General features: G+C 67.6%; 13 protein-coding genes, 1 tRNA gene and 1 pseudogene. 6 read left to right on the forward strand and 9 right to left on the reverse strand.

What is annotated here, in order from left to right; translation table 11 throughout:
* Positions 1-135 precede the first annotated feature (135 nt).
* The 3 genes from H0B43_RS17660 to H0B43_RS17670 all read right to left on the reverse strand — a co-directional run bounded on the left by H0B43_RS17660 (position 136) and on the right by H0B43_RS17670 (position 7,063).
* Complete coding sequence (locus H0B43_RS17660) at positions 136-1,587, reverse strand: glutamate synthase subunit beta (protein ID WP_185726744.1); 1,452 nt, start codon at positions 1,585-1,587, stop codon at positions 136-138.
* Positions 1,580-6,208, reverse strand: coding sequence for a glutamate synthase large subunit (gene gltB / locus H0B43_RS17665; RefSeq protein WP_185726743.1), 4,629 nt, complete (start codon positions 6,206-6,208; stop codon positions 1,580-1,582). The genes H0B43_RS17660 and gltB overlap by 8 nt, the downstream gene beginning before the upstream one ends.
* A 306-nt stretch (positions 6,209-6,514) precedes the next feature.
* A complete protein-coding gene (locus H0B43_RS17670) occupies positions 6,515-7,063 on the reverse strand; it encodes a TetR/AcrR family transcriptional regulator (protein ID WP_185726742.1) in 549 nt (182 codons plus the stop codon).
* A 129-nt stretch (positions 7,064-7,192) separates the two neighbouring features.
* On the opposite strand from H0B43_RS17670, the pseudogene H0B43_RS42855 reads away from it, so the two are divergent.
* The 4 genes and pseudogenes from H0B43_RS42855 to H0B43_RS17685 all read left to right on the forward strand — a co-directional run.
* Positions 7,193-7,338 (forward strand): annotated as a pseudogene (locus tag H0B43_RS42855) (aromatic ring hydroxylase); the annotation flags it as partial.
* A gap of 305 nt (positions 7,339-7,643) precedes the next feature.
* Positions 7,644-8,504: a glycoprotein gene (locus H0B43_RS17675; protein ID WP_185726741.1), complete on the forward strand. Its 861-nt coding sequence runs from the start codon at positions 7,644-7,646 to the stop codon at positions 8,502-8,504.
* 70 nt (positions 8,505-8,574) lie between these two features.
* On the forward strand, positions 8,575-9,240 hold the full coding sequence (locus tag H0B43_RS17680) for a hypothetical protein (RefSeq protein ID WP_185726740.1): 666 nt from the start codon (positions 8,575-8,577) through the stop codon (positions 9,238-9,240).
* The gene (locus H0B43_RS17685) at positions 9,237-10,004 is read left to right on the forward strand and encodes a hypothetical protein (protein WP_185726739.1); all 768 of its coding nucleotides are present in this window, start codon (positions 9,237-9,239) and stop codon (positions 10,002-10,004) included. Before H0B43_RS17680 ends, H0B43_RS17685 begins: the two co-directional genes overlap by 4 nt.
* 110 nt (positions 10,005-10,114) lie before the next feature.
* On the opposite strand, the gene H0B43_RS17690 is transcribed toward H0B43_RS17685, so the two are convergent.
* Positions 10,115-10,510: an SRPBCC family protein gene (locus H0B43_RS17690; RefSeq protein ID WP_185726738.1), complete on the reverse strand. Its 396-nt coding sequence runs from the start codon at positions 10,508-10,510 to the stop codon at positions 10,115-10,117.
* Between the two features lie 111 nt (positions 10,511-10,621).
* Between H0B43_RS17690 and H0B43_RS17695 the strand changes: the two genes are divergently transcribed.
* Entirely contained in the window at positions 10,622-11,017 is a 396-nt protein-coding gene (locus tag H0B43_RS17695) for a VOC family protein (protein WP_185726737.1), read from the forward strand.
* On the opposite strand, the gene H0B43_RS17700 is transcribed toward H0B43_RS17695, so the two are convergent.
* The 5 genes from H0B43_RS17700 to H0B43_RS17720 all read right to left on the reverse strand — a co-directional run bounded on the left by H0B43_RS17700 (position 11,007) and on the right by H0B43_RS17720 (position 13,782).
* On the reverse strand, positions 11,007-11,690 hold the full coding sequence (locus H0B43_RS17700; protein WP_185726736.1) for a helix-turn-helix domain-containing protein: 684 nt from the start codon (positions 11,688-11,690) through the stop codon (positions 11,007-11,009). The two genes, H0B43_RS17695 and H0B43_RS17700, sit on opposite strands and share 11 nt — an antisense overlap.
* A gap of 40 nt (positions 11,691-11,730) precedes the next feature.
* The gene (locus H0B43_RS17705; RefSeq protein ID WP_185726735.1) at positions 11,731-12,192 is read right to left on the reverse strand and encodes an RDD family protein; all 462 of its coding nucleotides are present in this window, start codon (positions 12,190-12,192) and stop codon (positions 11,731-11,733) included.
* Complete coding sequence (locus tag H0B43_RS17710; protein ID WP_185726734.1) at positions 12,189-12,842, reverse strand: hypothetical protein; 654 nt, start codon at positions 12,840-12,842, stop codon at positions 12,189-12,191. Before H0B43_RS17710 ends, H0B43_RS17705 begins: the two co-directional genes overlap by 4 nt.
* Before the next feature lie 53 nt (positions 12,843-12,895).
* The gene (locus tag H0B43_RS17715; protein WP_185726733.1) at positions 12,896-13,291 is read right to left on the reverse strand and encodes a DUF6292 family protein; all 396 of its coding nucleotides are present in this window, start codon (positions 13,289-13,291) and stop codon (positions 12,896-12,898) included.
* Between the two features lie 405 nt (positions 13,292-13,696).
* A tRNA-Leu gene (locus tag H0B43_RS17720) sits at positions 13,697-13,782 on the reverse strand.
* 256 nt (positions 13,783-14,038) lie between these two features.
* Between H0B43_RS17720 and H0B43_RS17725 the strand changes: the two genes are divergently transcribed.
* Entirely contained in the window at positions 14,039-15,319 is a 1,281-nt protein-coding gene (locus H0B43_RS17725) for an FhaA domain-containing protein (protein ID WP_185726732.1), read from the forward strand.
* The last annotated feature ends 99 nt before the right edge of the window (positions 15,320-15,418 follow it).

Below are 15,418 nucleotides of genomic sequence, written 5' to 3' on the forward strand. Positions count from 1 at the left end.
ATGCTGCCAGAACGACGTGACCTAAAGATGCACGATCGGTAAATGAACGTTACCGACCGAACGTGACCTCCGCACGATAAACCGGCACCCCGGTAGGAAAACCTACCGGGGTGCGGATTGTACGAGCAGTTACAGCTACCGCTGCGGGGCGGTGGTGGTCTCGATCGGAGACGGCAGAGCCGACTCCCCTTCGAGGTACGCATCGACCGCGGCGGCCGCGGAACGACCCTCGGCGATGGCCCACACGATCAGCGACTGACCACGTCCCATGTCGCCGGCCACGAAGACGCCGTCGACGTTGGTGGCCCACTTCGCGGAGCGGGCGACGTTGCCGCGCTCGTTGAGGTCGACGCCGAGATCGGTGAGCAGGCCCGGCTTCTCGGGTCCGACGAAGCCCATCGCCAGCAGCACGAGGTCGGCCTCGAGCTCGAAGTCCGAGCCCTCGACCTTCTCGAAGCGGCCCGACTTCATCTCGACCTCATGGGCCTTCAGTGCGGTCACCTTGCCGTCGGCGCCGACGAACCGTTCCGTGTTCACGGAGAACAGGCGTTCGCCGCCCTCCTCGTGCGCGGACGCGACCCGGTACATCAGCGGGTACGTCGGCCACGGGGTGTGCTCGGCGCGGGTCTCGGGAGGTCTCGGCATGATCTCGAACTGGTGAACGCTCTCGGCGCCCTGACGGTGCGAGGTGCCGAGGCAATCCGCGCCGGTGTCGCCGCCGCCGATGATGACGACCTTCTTGCCCTCCGCGGTGATGGTCGGCTTCTCCAGGTCACCGAGCTGCACGCGGTTGGCGATCGGCAGGAACTCCATCGCCTGATGGATACCGTCCAGGTCACGACCGGGGATCGGGAGGTCACGGGCCTCGGTGGCACCGCCGGCCAGGACCACGGCGTCGAACTGCGCGCGCAGTGCGTCCGCGGTGATGTCGACCCCCACGTTCACACCGGTCTTGAAGACGGTGCCCTCGGAGTTCATCTGGTCGAGGCGACGGTCGATGTGCCGCTTCTCCATCTTGAACTCGGGGATGCCGTACCGCAGGAGCCCGCCGATGCGATCGGCCCGCTCGAACACGGTGACCAAGTGGCCCGCGCGGGTCAACTGCTGCGCTGCAGCGAGACCCGCGGGACCGGAACCGACGACGGCGACCTTCTTGCCCGTCGACCGGGTGGGGTGCACCGGCTTGACCCAACCTTCGTCGAAGGCACGGTCGATGAGCTCGACCTCGACCTGCTTGATGGTGACGGGGTCCTGGTTGATGCCCAGGACGCACGACGCCTCACAGGGTGCGGGGCACAGCCGCCCGGTGAACTCCGGGAAGTTGTTGGTGGCGTGCAGACGCTCGATGCCGTCGTGCCACCGGTCCTTGTACACCAGGTCGTTCCACTCGGGAATCAGGTTCCCGAGCGGACAGCCGTTGTGGCAGAACGGGATACCGCAGTCCATGCACCGACTGGCCTGAGACTTCAAGGTGTCCGACGAGAACTCCTCGTACACCTCTTTCCAGTCGAGCAGGCGCAACGGCACCGGCCGGCGAACCGGAAGTTCGCGCGACGTGTGCTTCAGGAAGCCGCTTGGATCACCCACGAGCTGCCTCCATCACTGCCTCGTCCACGTTCTTTCCATCCTTCTTCGCGGCCTCGATGGCCAATAGCACCTTCTTGTAATCGCGAGGCATCACCTTCGCGAAGTGATTGACCTGCTGGGACCAGTCGGAGAGGATGCGCGTCGCAACCTCGGAGCCGGTCTCATCGCGGTGACGCTCGATGGCGGCCTTCAGCCAGGTGAAATCGTCACCCGTCAGGTCCTCGAGATCCACCAGTTCCGTGTTGAGGTTGTCCTCGAACACCTTGTCCGGGTTGTAGACGTACGCCACGCCACCGGACATGCCGGCACCGAAGTTACGTCCCGTCGCACCGAGGATGACGACCTTTCCGCCGGTCATGTACTCGCAACCGTGGTCGCCGACTCCCTCGACCACCGCGGTGGCACCGGAGTTGCGGACCGCGAATCGCTCGCCCACGACACCGCGGAGCAGCGCCTCACCGCTCGTGGCACCGAACAGGATCACGTTGCCGCCGATGATGTTGTCCTCGGCGACGAACCCGGGCGCGGTCTCCAGCGGCGGACGCACCACGAGGCGACCACCGGACAGGCCCTTGCCGACGAAGTCGTTGGCGTCGCCGTGCAGGCGCAGGGTCATGCCCCTGGGAACGAATGCACCGAAGCTGTTACCGGCCGAACCGGTGAACGTGATGTCGATGGTGTCGTCCGGCAGGCCCTCGCCGCCGTACGCCTTCGTCACCTCATGGCCGAGCATGGTGCCGACCGTGCGGTTGACGTTGGTGATCGGCGACTCGAACGTGACCTTGGTGCCCTTGTCGAGAGCGTTGCGGCTCGAGACGATCAGCTGCTGGTCGAGCGCCTTGTCGAGGCCGTGGTCCTGGGTGCCCGTGCAGTGCAGGTCCTGGTCCATGAACGCCGACTCGGTCTCGTGCAGGATCGGCGACAGGTCGAGGTTTCCGGCCTTGCTGCCCTTCCAGTGCTCGAGCGCCTTCGTGGTGTCGAGGACGTCCACCTGCCCGACGGCCTCGTCGAGGGTGCGGAAGCCGAGCTCGGCGAGGAGCTCGCGCACCTCTTCGGCGATGAAGAGGAAGAAGTTCTCCACGAATTCCGGCTTGCCGGTGAACCGCTTGCGCAGCACCGGGTTCTGCGTCGCGACACCCACGGGGCAGGTGTCGAGGTGGCAGACCCGCATCATGATGCAACCCGACACCACCAGCGGAGCGGTCGCGAAACCGAACTCCTCGCCACCGAGCAGCGCGGCGACCATGACGTCGCGGCCGGTCTTGAGCTGGCCGTCCACCTGCACGACGATGCGGTCGCGCAGACCGTTCAGCAGCAGCGTCTGCTGGGTCTCGGCGAGGCCGAGCTCCCACGGGGCGCCCGCGTGCTTCATCGACGTCAGCGGGGTGGCGCCGGTGCCACCGTCGTGGCCGGAGATCAGCACGACGTCCGCGTGTGCCTTGGACACACCGGCGGCGACGGTGCCGACGCCGACCTCGGACACCAGCTTCACGTGGATCCGGGCCTGCGGGTTTGCGTTCTTCAGGTCGTGGATCAGCTGCGCGAGATCCTCGATCGAGTAGATGTCGTGGTGCGGCGGGGGCGAGATCAGCCCGACGCCGGGCGTGGAGTGCCGGACCTCGGCCACCCACGGGTACACCTTGTGCGCCGGCAGCTGGCCGCCCTCACCGGGCTTGGCTCCCTGCGCCATCTTGATCTGGATGTCGGTGCAGTTGGTCAGGTAGTGCGACGTGACACCGAAGCGTCCCGACGCGACCTGCTTGATCGCCGACCGGCGCCAGTCACCGTTCTCGTCCGGGGTGAACCGGGCCGGGTTCTCGCCGCCCTCACCGGAGTTGGAGCGACCGCCGAGGCGGTTCATGGCGATGGCGAGGGTCTCGTGCGCCTCGGCCGAGATCGAGCCGTAGCTCATCGCACCGGTCGAGAAGCGCTTGACGATCTCGGTGGCGGGCTCGACCTCGTCCAGCGGGACGGGCTCGCGCACGCCCTTCTTGAACTCGAAGAGGCCACGCAGCGCCGCGAGACGCTCGGACTGGTCGTCGACCAGCTTCGTGTACTCCTTGAACACCTCGTACTGTCCGGTGCGCGTGGAGTGCTGCAGCTTGAACACCGTGTCCGGGTTGAACAGGTGGTACTCGCCCTCACGACGCCACTGGTACTCGCCGCCCACCTCGAGCTCGCGGTGCGCGCGTTCCTCGGGACGGTCCAGGTACGCGTTGGCGTGCCGAACCGCGACGTCGGCGGCGATCTGGTCGAGACCGATGCCGCCGAGGCTCGAGTTCAGCCCGGTGAAGTACTCGTCCACCAGGTCCTGCGACAGGCCGATGACCTGGAACAGCTGGGCGCCGGTGTAGGACGCCAGAGTGGAGATGCCCATCTTGGACATCACCTTGAGCACACCCTTGCCCGCGGCCTTGATGTAGTTCTGGATGGCCTTGTCGAGAGAGACGCCCTGCAACTCGTTGTTGCGGACGGCCTCGTCGACGGTCTCGAAGGCCATGTACGGGTTGACCGCCGCCGCACCGAACCCGATGAGGAGCGCCATGTGGTGCACCTCGCGGGCGTCGCCGGACTCCACGATGAGTCCGACCTTCGTGCGGGTCTTCTCGCGCACCAGATGATGGTGCACAGCCGACGTCAGCAGCAGCGACGGGATGGGCGCGTACGTCTCGTTCGACTCACGGTCGGACAGGACGACGAGGCGCGCACCGCCGGCGATAGCCTCCGACACCTGGTAGCGGACGTCGTCGAGGGCCTTGCGCAGGCCCGCTCCGCCCTCGGCGACCGGGTAGAGACCGCGGACGATGACGCTGCGGAAGTTCGGGAATTCGCCGTCGTCGTTGACGTGAATGAGCTTCGACAGGTCGTCGTTGTGCAAGATCGGCTGCGGCAGGAAGATCTGCCGGCAGGACTCCGCGGTGGGGTGCAGCAGGTCGTGCTCGGGACCGATGGTGCCGCCCAGGCTGGTGACGACCTCTTCGCGGATGGCGTCGAGCGGCGGGTTCGTGACCTGCGCGAACAGCTGCGAAAAGTAGTCGAACAGCATGCGCGACCGCGACGACAGCACGGCGATCGGGGTGTCGGTACCCATGGAGCCGAGCGCCTCGGCACCGGAGATCGCCATCGGCTTGACGAGGAGGTTGACCTCTTCGTTGGTGTAACCGAACATCTGCTGACGCAGAACGACGCGCTCGTGCGACATGTACGTGTACGGGCGGTCCGGCAGGTCGTTCATGTGGGTCAGACCCTGGTCGAGCCACTCCTGGTAGGGGTGCTCGGAGGCCAGTTCCGACTTGATCTCGTCGTCGCTGATGATGCGGCCCTCGGCGGTGTCGACGAGGAACATGCGGCCGGGCTGCAGCCGGATCTTCTTCACGACGGTCGCCGGGTCGATCGGCAGGACGCCGACCTCGGAGGCCATGACGACGAGGTCGTCTTCGGTCACCCAGAGGCGTGAGGGGCGCAGGCCGTTGCGGTCGAGGACGGCCCCGATGACGGTGCCGTCGGTGAAGCACACCGACGCCGGTCCGTCCCACGGCTCCATCAGCGACGAGTGGTACTGGTAGAACGCCCGGCGGGCGGGGTCCATGCTCTCGTGCCGTTCCCAGGCTTCCGGGATCATCATCAGCACGGCGTGCGGCAGGCTGCGGCCACCGAGGTGCAGCATCTCGAGCACCTCGTCGAACCGCGCGGTGTCGCTGGCGCCCTTCGTGCAGACCGGGAAAATCTTCTCGAGTTGGCTGCGCCGATCCTTGCCGGGCCCAACCTCTCCGGCCACACCGAAGATGTCGCTGTCGATGAGCGCCTCACGGGCACGCATCCAGTTCTCGTTACCGGTGACGGTGTTGATCTCACCGTTGTGGGCCACGCGCCGGAACGGGTGGGCCAGCGGCCACGACGGGAACGTGTTGGTGGAGAAGCGCGAGTGCACCAGGCCGAGGGCCGACTCGACGCGCTCGTCCTGCAGGTCCAGGTAGAAACCCTTGAGCTGGGGGGTGGTGAGCATGCCCTTGTAGACGAACGTCTGGCTCGACAGGCTCGGGAAGTACACGGTCTCGCGACCGGGACCGTCCTTGCCTGCGCCTTCGCTGCCCAGCTCGTGCTCGGTGCGCTTACGGATGACGTAGGCGCGACGCTCGAGGTCGAGTCCGGTGAGGGCGTCGTTCTCGCTGCCGATGAAGATCTGCCGGAACGTCGGCATCGCGTCGCGGGCCAGGGCGCCGAGCGACGAGTCGTCGGTCGCGACCTCACGCCAGCCGAGGACCTTCAGGCCCTCGCTCTCGACGATCTTCTCGACGGCGTCGGCGGCGCGCTGCGCGTCGGCCTTGCTCTGCGGCAGGAACGCGATGCCGGTGGCGTAGGTGCCTGCTGCGGGCAGCGGGAAGTCGACCACGGCGCGGAAGAACTTGTCCGGGACCTGGAGGAGGATGCCGGCACCGTCACCCGTGTTGGGTTCGGAGCCCGCGGCCCCACGGTGCTCGAGGTTCACCAGAGCGGTGATCGCCTTCTCGACGATGTCCCTGCTGCGGCGGCCCTTCATGTCCACGACGAACGCGACACCACAGGAATCGTGCTCGTTCGACGGGTGATACAGCCCCTGGGGGCCTGGAAGTTGCTTCATACCTAGCCTTCGTATGCCAAAAGATGCACCGACGACCAGCAGCGCTGATGGCCATCAACTTGCAATGCAGGTGCCGTCACGACGTGCTCGGCACCACCGATCGGCTATCGCCCTTTTGCAGCACGCTGGGTGTGGTCCTCGCACCAGGCGACGTGGCTTTTCGGTCGGGTCGGACATTCGTGGGTCCAACGTGTAACGAAAACGATAATTCAGAACCCCCGACGAAACACAACTTAGGTTGGCCTATTTACCCTCTGAACTGGGCATTGTCGAGGGCGGACCTCGTCCGACTGCACTGAGTACATGTTAAGTGAGCGCGCCGAGCACCGCTGTAATTCCCGCAGTCGGATCGAAATCGAGATCCGGGACGGTGAGTTGATGAAGGATCACACCGTCCAGGTAGTCGGTGACGACGACGGCGTCGGCGGCGGGGTTCTTCGATCCCACGACCCCCAGTATGCCAGCACCCCATTCCACGAGGGTGCGACGCGCGTCACCGATCTTCTCGTCGAGGCCCGGCGTCACCGAGGCCTCCACGAACAATGCGTAGCGCGCGCTGGTGCGGGTCCGGTCGGGGCCGGTGGAAGATCTCACGTAGGCGACCAGCGCCTCGACCAGTGCCTCGGCGTTGCCGGGCCGGAGGTGCGCGAACGTCTGCCGGTCCTCCCGGTCGCGTTCGGCGAGGCGGGCGACGATCCCGTCGAGGAGCGCCCCCCGACTGCGGAAGTAGTTGGACGTGGACCCCTGTGGCATTCCCGCCAGGTCGTCGACCCCGCGATGCGTGAGGGCGCGCACACCCTTCGTGCCGAGAAGTGCGATGGCCGCGTCGAGCACCTGCTCCCGTTTTCCCGCCATTTCCCCACACTACAGCGGTAGTAAGTTTCACTACAGGCGTAGTGCGGTCGGAGTCATGACCCAATCCGCAGCAGTCCTCGGCGGCGGCATCGGCGGACTCGCCGACGGAACCATCTCGTTCGGCACGCCCGCAGGCAACTGTTCGGCGAGGCATTCGAGCCCGCGTACACAGGTGCGACGGCGTGGCGCGGCTGGGTGCCCGGTCACCGCGACGCCTGAGTGAAACCTGGTACAGGGACGCACTTTTCGGCATCACACCGCGCGACGGCGACCTGGCCTGACGGGAATCCGGGCGCGCGGGAACGCCTGGCCGTCTGGTACTTTGCCGCGGTAGGGGGGACGAGAAAGAACCGGGGGCGGTCATGGGGGCGGTGAATGACGGCTGCGGCAGTGTGCCGCCAGCACGGACGTATCTCATCGGGGGAGCATCACATCCACCTCGTCGGTGGACGCATTCTGTTGTGCTCGCTTCTCTCTTTCGGTGCCTCTGATCTGCATCACTCCTGCTTTTGCGCCATCAGCACCAGTCCGTTCGATCACCTGTCCGTTCGACTTCAGGAGTTCCGACTTGAGAATCCGCATGCACGCTCTGGCAGCCGCGATTTCGGTGTCCGCCGCCGCACTGCTCGGTGCCGCGACGGCACACGCCGCGCCGACCACGCAGCCGTCGACGTCGCAGCCGGGCGTCACCGACCCCTCGGCCGCCCCCACCACGTCGCAGCCCGGTGTGACGGTCCCGACGCCGCCGTCCACCCCGCCCAGCACGTCGCAGCCGGGCGTCACCGACCCCTCGGCTCCGGCCCCGACCACGCCCGCTCCCCTGCAGGCTCCGCTGGCGGTCCCGGGCGGCGAGGCGGCTGTGCCTGCTGCTCCGGCCGCCACCGACCCGGCGCAGGAATCGGCACTCGCGGCGGAGTCCGCACCCGCCGAGCAGCCCGCGACCGTGTGGATCGACCCCGACGACATGCCGAGGGCGCACCAGGCACCGGTCGCCCCCGCCCTGCCCGTGCCGAAGCCGGTGGTCGAGGTGAACGCTGCCGCCGACACCCTGGTCGGGGCGGTGCCGATGGCCGTCAACGGTCGTCAGTACGGCAACCCCGAGGGATACGTCGGCACCATCGGCTGGCGAGTCGGTGAAGCCACCGGCACCGCGGGCATCGCCGTCGACCCGTCCTCGCCGACGGCCGCGACCGTCTCCGCGTTCTCGGCCGATTCCGACGCCGAGCACCCCACGAACTGGTCTGCGCCCGTCGACGTCACACCCGTCGCCGCCGCGATCTCGGCTGCGGCCGACCGGTACCCGGCCTTCGGACAGCTCGTCGAGACGATCGCGTCGCTGCCCGCACCGCAGCTCCCGCAGCTGCAGTCGACCGACAGCGGTCCAGCGTCCACCACGATCGGCGGCGTCAACGTACGCAGCCAGGCAACGCTGCACGTGTGATCCGATTCCCTCGCGTGGAGCCCGCAAGGCTCGGCTCCGCGCGAGGGAGCGAGGTGTGGAGGATTCAACCGTGACCGAACCGCCGAACAGGGCACCCCTCGACCGCTTCTCGCACTGGTTCCCGCCCTTCGCGTCGGCGCCGGCACCGGGGTCGACCGTTCCCGCAGCGGCACCCGAACAACCTCCCGCTCCGACGTGGCTGACTCCGGGCGACGAGTCCGGTTCCATCCCACCGCTGCGCGACGGTCGCGGCAGACAGACATTCGCCGCCGCCGGAGCGGCCGCCGCGGTGATCGCCGTCGTCGCCGGTGTGGTCGCCGTGTCCACCTCGCACTCCGGGGGATCCCCTGTCGCCGCCGCGGATTCGGGCTGGTGCGTCGAATCCCGGGACGGCGCGACGGTCGTCGGCAACGGTCCCGGCGGGACTTCCGACGGCGTGGCCGCGATCCTCGCCTTCGACCACGCCTACTACGCCGAACGCAGCGGCGCCAAGGCCCGCGTGGTGGTCGCGCCCGACGCGCCGGTCGGATCGGCCGACACCATCCAGGGCGGCATCGACTCGGTGCCGGAGGGCACCGAGCACTGCCTCGCCATCACCGAGACCGCACCGGCCCGCTACGCGGTGACGCTGTCGGAGCTGCGTCCGGACGGGTCGACGACTCGGTACGAGCAGGTGGTGACCACCGCCGAGCGCGACGGTCGCACCTACATCACATCCATTGGAGACGCGAAGTGAACGATACACTGCTGCAACCACTTCCGATGTCGATCCTCGTCCTCGGGGCGTGCGGAGGTGCCGGGGCCACCACGACGGCGCTCGGGCTCGCGAATACCGCGGCGGTGCGGGGCGGCGCGGTCGTGGCCGTGGACGCGACACCCGCCGGCGGCGACATCGCCGAACGCGGCGCCGACGCCGTGCTCTCCGTGAGCGGGCTCGAGCAGGTGGTGGCCGCCGGGCCCGTCGCGGACGACGTGTTCGACGGGTACTGCTCCCGCACGAGCGCCGGAACCTGCATCCTGAACCGCATCGGGAATCAGACCGCGACAGATCGTGAATTCGACGCTCTCACAGGGGCACTGCGTGCGCGCGGCGGGAGCGCCGTCCACGACCTGGGTCACCGATTGCGCGCCGCGTACCTCGCGCCACTACTGTCCACTCCGTCGCCCATCGTCCTCGTGGTGCCGTGCCGTGCGGACGCGTTCAATCGTCTGCGCGCGACATTGCAGTCGATCGGTGACACGCTCGGCGAACCCGGACTCGCCCGCACCGACGTCACCGTGTCGAACCAGGACGCCACCGGTTGGCAGGTGGACGTCGACCTGCTCCGCCAATACCTGGGCGGACAGGTGTGGGGCATCGAAACCATCCCCTACGACGAACATCTGGGCATGGGCATCGTCATCGATCACGCGCGGCTGGCACCGCAGACCCGGATGGCGTACGAACGGGTGTCCGCCGCGGCGTCGGCGGTGGCCGAAGGTCGTCCGGATCGGGTCTGAGCGAGCGCGTCCAGTACCCTTCCGGCCGGGGAGGACATTCGACATCGGGGGCTGTCGTGGGGGAAACTGTCGGCGACTGGCGCGCAAACGCGACGGCCGGTACCAAATTCTCACCCCTCCAGCAATCCCTTCAGCTTCTGCAGGTCGGTACCGACGGCTGCTATGTCTTGCGCGAATTCTTCGGCGGTGACGCCGTCGCGGCGGCGGATGGTGAAGACGACTTCGCTGTGGTCGCCGTCGGGGATGACGCGGACGGGGTTGTACACGGTGTCGCCGCCGGGGAGGGTGACGTCGTGGTCGAGGACGCCGTAGTCGTTGATGGGTGCGAAGGTCACGGCAACCTGCCCCATCGGGGAGTCGGCGAGCCAGCGGTCGCCGTCCCGGGTGATGGTGGTGCTCAGACCCGCCGCCCAGGCGGGGAGGTTGGCGGGGTCGCTCGCGTAGGCGTACACGTCGGCGGCGGTCCGGGCGATGAACACACTGACATGGGTTGATTCGGTGGTCATGCCTCCCAGCATCCCCGGCGTGCCGGACCGGTGATTGTAGAAATCGGACTCCGGCGCTCGATGTCCGAAACCTTCAATGCGGGTCGGCCGACGGTCGTTAGCGTTCTCGGTATGACCGCAACATTCAGTGCCATCGAACTGGTCGTCGCCGATCTGCCCGCGTCGCTCGCGTTCTACCGGCGACTCGGCCTCGACATTCCCGCCGACGCCGACCAGGCGCCCCATGTCGAGTTCGCGCTACCCGGCGGAATCCGCCTCCTGTGGGACACGGTCGACACCATCCGCTCGTTCACACCCGACTGGACCGAACCCACGGGCGGGCATTGCATCGCCCTCGCCTTCGACTGCGGAACCGCGGCCGCCGTCGACAGCCTCTTCGACGAGATCACGGGCGAGGGCTACACCGGCAAGAAGAAGCCGTGGGACGCACCGTGGGGTCAGCGTTACGCCACGGTCGACGATCCGGACGGCAACTCCGTCGACCTGTTCGCCGCGCTCACGCCGTGACCAGCTGACCGAACGTGCGGCCCGTCAGCTCGTGGGCCTCCCGGATCAGATGGGCCTGATCGGCGAACCCGGCCATGCCGGCGGCCTGCGCCGCGGGAACGGCGGAACCCGCCAGCCCCAGCGCCGACTGCAGTCGAAGGATCCGGGCCAGCATCTTCGGTCCGTAACCGAACTGCCGTCGGCAGAGGCGGTGCAGTTGGCGCTCACCGAGACCGATCCGGTCGGCCACCTCCCGGACGGATGCCTGCTGCTCCAGCAGGCGCACGATCACGGGAATCCTGCCGTCCGGCGACGGTCCGAGGAGCAGGCGGGACCTCGCGAACTCCTCCAGCGCCCGGCCGGGATCGGCGTCGACGGCGATCCGGCCGAGGAGATCCGTGGTGGCGCGGTCGGTCAGCACCTCGTCGAGTGGCACCCGCTGATTGATCAACTCCTCGGCCGGTGTCCCGAGGAGGTCCGGCAGAGTGCCTGGGGAGCAACGTAATCCGACATAGCGGTCGCCCTCCCGGCTGCGCATGAGATACGGCCGCGAGTCGGGGCCGGCCACGACGACGTCGCCGTTCATCCAGATGAGGTCCATGCAACCGTCGGGCAGGATGGCGGCCTCACCCCCGGCCGCGGTCTTCTGCCACAGCACAGCGCCGGGGAACACCGACCGCCGCTCCGTGTACATGACCCCATGCTAGGCAGCCGCTACGACATTCGGCGCGGCGTCAGACCTCCGGCTCGCCCGCGTGCAGATCCGGCTCCCAGTCGTAGACGACGACGGTTCGCAGCAGGATGTCCTGCAGTGAGCGTCGACGCCGGTCGACCGCCGCCCACAGCAATCCGAAACCGAACATCACGCACAGCACCGCCCGGACGAGGGCGCGCGGCCAGCCGATCAGTTCACCGTTGCGACTGACCACCCGCAGCCCCATCGTCACGGCACCGACGGTGCGGCCGCTCACCGCCCAGCACACCGTCAGGTACACCACCGACACGACGATGAACAACGTCACGGAAAGCACGGCGTTGGCGTCGGGAAACGAGAACTCCTGCGGCGAGAACAACAAGCGCAGGAACAGGGCGCCGACGTAGATGCCGCCCATCGCGGCGAGGACGACCGCCAGGTCGATGCCGGTGGCCAGACCCCGGGTGACGATCCCGGCCGCACGGTGCGCCGGCGCACTCATGCATCGTCCGGTTCGTGCCCGCGCCCGAACAACTTGCCGACGAACCCGGCGACGGCGTCGTCGGCCTGCATGCCCTGGGTCCGGACCCCACGAACCGCCTCGTTGGACATCGAGTCGGTCGATTCGCGGATGATCCGCGGCAGGTCGACGCCCTCGATCACGGTGTCCGCCAGAACCACCAGGTCGACCCGGCCGATGACGGAATCCACGTCGACCCGGTCGACGATCGCATCCACGTTCACCCGCGCGGCGACGGCGTCGATGTCCACGCGATCGAGAATCTGCGGGATGTCGAGGCGGGCGGCGATGGCGTCCACGTCGACCCGGTCGATGATGCGCTGGATGTCGATACCCTCGGCGACGACGTCGAGGTCGACGTGATCACGAACGATCGCGGTGAGATCCACCTCCTGGAGGGCGACCTGCACAATCCTCCGCAGCACCGCGTGCAGCACCCGATCCGCGAGTTCGTCGGCGCTGCGCAGTGTCTCGGTGCCGCGCTCCTCCAGGGTGATCAGGAACGGGTCGACTCCCGGCAGGCGTCGCGCCGTGTCGATGCCGAATCCGATCACGCGCTGCAAGGCCCCGCCTGCTGTCGCGGCGGCACCGGCCGCGAGGCGCAGCGGATCGGGGGCTTTCCTGCCGTCCATACTTCGACATCCAAGCCCGTGGACGCCGGGGCCGCACGACTTCCCGAATATGGTTACCCGGTCGGTGCGTGCGGGCCGTGCACGATGCGCGGGGACGGCCGATCGCCGGACCGCTGGGGAGCCCAGTCGGCGAGTTCGGCGATCAGTTCGGCGACCCGATCGGAGCACCGGACGGGATCCGGTGCCGGTCCCAGTCCGAGTCCCTCGACCACCAGCACGTTGCCGGGGGTTAGGCCGTGCACGCCGAGCGACCATCCGAAGGTGCGGTTCCAGGCCAGAACTGCTTTCCGACCACGGTAGTAGGGGATTTCGGCGGAGAGCGTCACCACCGCGTCGAAGGCGGGCGTGCACCACCAGTCGACCGACAGCGCCTCCACCGTCGCCGCGACGGAGCCGACATATTCACCGACGTTCGCCGAGCTGGTGGCCCGGACCTGGCTGATGCTCATATACAACCCACTCTCGACGTTCGCAGAAACCCAGCAGAGGAAGCCGGACGTCAGGTTCACACTCGAGTCATTCGTCACGAACCACCGAGAGGACGGGTCCCGGGTCGGTGACGAGGCTTCTATTTCATCGTCGGGCAGCGTCGATGCACCCGGTAGCCACCCTGGGGTGGGGATGGACCACCCTGCGGGCAACGGCGGCTGACAGAATTCGGTACCGCCCCGATCAGGCCCGGGATCTCGACCGGTGCCTTCACGACCTGCGGACCGCAGGAGGGAATCGTCACGCACGTCACTGTCGACTGCGATCCGATCCGCCCCCGGTCGGCACTGGCACAGCCAACGAAACGAGGCCACGAACCCTTGCGAGTTCGTGGCCTCGATGTCGCGATTCCGGAGAATCGCGTGTGGTGGGCGAAGGGGGACTTGAACCCCCACGTCCCGAAGGACACTGGCACCTGAAGCCAGCGCGTCTGCCATTCCGCCACTCGCCCGAGCGACCCGGAAACATTAACACGAGGACGTCAGAAATCACGATTCGTACAGGTCAGGGCGCGGAAAGGCCACAAAAACACCCGTTCAGGGAAAGACCGATATCATGCAAAGGCGTAGACCCGTGTCGTGGCCCGAGGCAATGACAGTACCGTGGGATACACGCACGGAGGTGCCGCGACACGAACGTGTCTCGCCACAGCCACCGCACACCGACGACAGAAGGCCCCGGCAGCCAGGCACCGTGAGGAGGTTCCGATGGGGATAGTTCAACGTTTCGAACGGAAACTCCAGGGAGCCGTCGGCGACGCGTTCGCCCGGGTGTTCGGCGGCGGCGTGGTGCCTCAGGAGGTGGAGGCTGCGCTTCAGCAGGAAGCTTCCGACCGGATCCAGCAGTTGGACGGCGGGCACCTGCTCGCGCCGAACAGCTATGTCATCTCCATCAACAATTCGGACCACGAAGAACTTGCCGCCGACAGAGACCTGACGGTCAAGGCCTTCGCCCGACACCTCGAAGACTTCATTCGCGACCAGGGCTGGCAGACGTATGGTCCCATTCATGTCGCGTTCGAACCGTCGCCTTCACTGCACACCGGGCAGTTCCGCACCCGGGGTTCGGTGGATCCGGATGCCGGCCGCCCGGATGCGGCCGCGCCGGGGCGACCCGAACCGCCACGCGGTCCCGCACCGCGACCACAGGCACCGTTTGTACCCGTCACGTCGAATCCAGGAGCTGGCCCCATGACGCAGAATTCAGGCTACGACCCCAGCCGCGAACCAGCGGGCAATCGCAAGCCCGACCCGCAGTACGCGCGCAACGGTCATGCCCATGCCGGTCAGGACCAGCGGTACCCGCAGGGTTACCAGAACGGTTACGACCGCGGCGGCTACCAGCAGGGCGGCTACGACCAGCAGCCGTACGCCGACGACCAGCGCGGCGGCTACCCGCAGGACGCTGCGTACGGGCAGGGTGCCCAGGCTCCCTACGACCAGCCCGCGGACGCCGGCTACGACTACCAGCAGGGCGGCTACCAGCAGGACTACCAGCAGGCCGGCTACGACCAGCAGGCGCCCGCCCGCTACCCGGACGGCTCGTATGCCGAAGCCGGCTACCAGCAGCCGCAGGGCTACGACCAGGGATACGACCGCGGCGGCTACCAGCAGGGCGGCTACGACCAGCAGGGGTACGACCAGGGCTACGCCGACTACGACCAGGGCGGCTATCAGCAGGCGTACGCACCGGACGGCCACACGTTCACGGCCACACTGCAGCTCGAGGACGGCAGCGGACGCCACTTCCAGCTGCGCGAGGGAAACAACATCATCGGCCGCGGCCAGGAGGCGCAGTTCCGTCTGCCCGACACCGGTGTGTCTCGCCGCCACATCGACATCCGCTGGGACGGGCAGGTCGCGATGCTGTCCGACCTCGGCTCGACCAACGGAACCACCGTCAACGGTGCTCCCGTGCAGGATTGGCAGCTGGCCGACGGAGACATCATCCGGGCGGGTCATTCGGAGATCCTGGTCCGAATCCTCTGAGGCACCACCGAGATAGGACCCAGAGCAGGTTCCGCCACGACCCGACCCCGAACACCGTCGCCGAGACACAACCGAGACGCCTTCGATACTGGACCGACA

The sequence above is a fragment of the Rhodococcus sp. 4CII genome (assembly GCF_014256275.1).
In the GTDB taxonomy this organism is placed as follows: Bacteria; Actinomycetota; Actinomycetes; order Mycobacteriales; family Mycobacteriaceae; genus Rhodococcus_F; species Rhodococcus_F wratislaviensis_A.

Excerpts from the sequence above, each read along its gene's own strand:
- gltB (WP_185726743.1), bottom strand. The coding sequence starts at position 6,208 with ATGAAGCAACTTCCAGGCCCCCAGGGGCTGTATCACCCGTCGAACGAG.
- H0B43_RS17670 (WP_185726742.1), bottom strand. The coding sequence starts at position 7,063 with ATGGCGGGAAAACGGGAGCAGGTGCTCGACGCGGCCATCGCACTTCTC.
- H0B43_RS17675 (WP_185726741.1), top strand. The coding sequence starts at position 7,644 with ATGCACGCTCTGGCAGCCGCGATTTCGGTGTCCGCCGCCGCACTGCTC.
- H0B43_RS17690 (WP_185726738.1), bottom strand. The coding sequence starts at position 10,510 with ATGACCACCGAATCAACCCATGTCAGTGTGTTCATCGCCCGGACCGCC.
- H0B43_RS17695 (WP_185726737.1), top strand. The coding sequence starts at position 10,622 with ATGACCGCAACATTCAGTGCCATCGAACTGGTCGTCGCCGATCTGCCC.
- H0B43_RS17700 (WP_185726736.1), bottom strand. The coding sequence starts at position 11,690 with ATGTACACGGAGCGGCGGTCGGTGTTCCCCGGCGCTGTGCTGTGGCAG.
- H0B43_RS17705 (WP_185726735.1), bottom strand. The coding sequence starts at position 12,192 with ATGAGTGCGCCGGCGCACCGTGCGGCCGGGATCGTCACCCGGGGTCTG.
- H0B43_RS17710 (WP_185726734.1), bottom strand. The coding sequence starts at position 12,842 with ATGGACGGCAGGAAAGCCCCCGATCCGCTGCGCCTCGCGGCCGGTGCC.
- H0B43_RS17715 (WP_185726733.1), bottom strand. The coding sequence starts at position 13,291 with ATGAGCATCAGCCAGGTCCGGGCCACCAGCTCGGCGAACGTCGGTGAA.
- H0B43_RS17725 (WP_185726732.1), top strand. The coding sequence starts at position 14,039 with ATGGGGATAGTTCAACGTTTCGAACGGAAACTCCAGGGAGCCGTCGGC.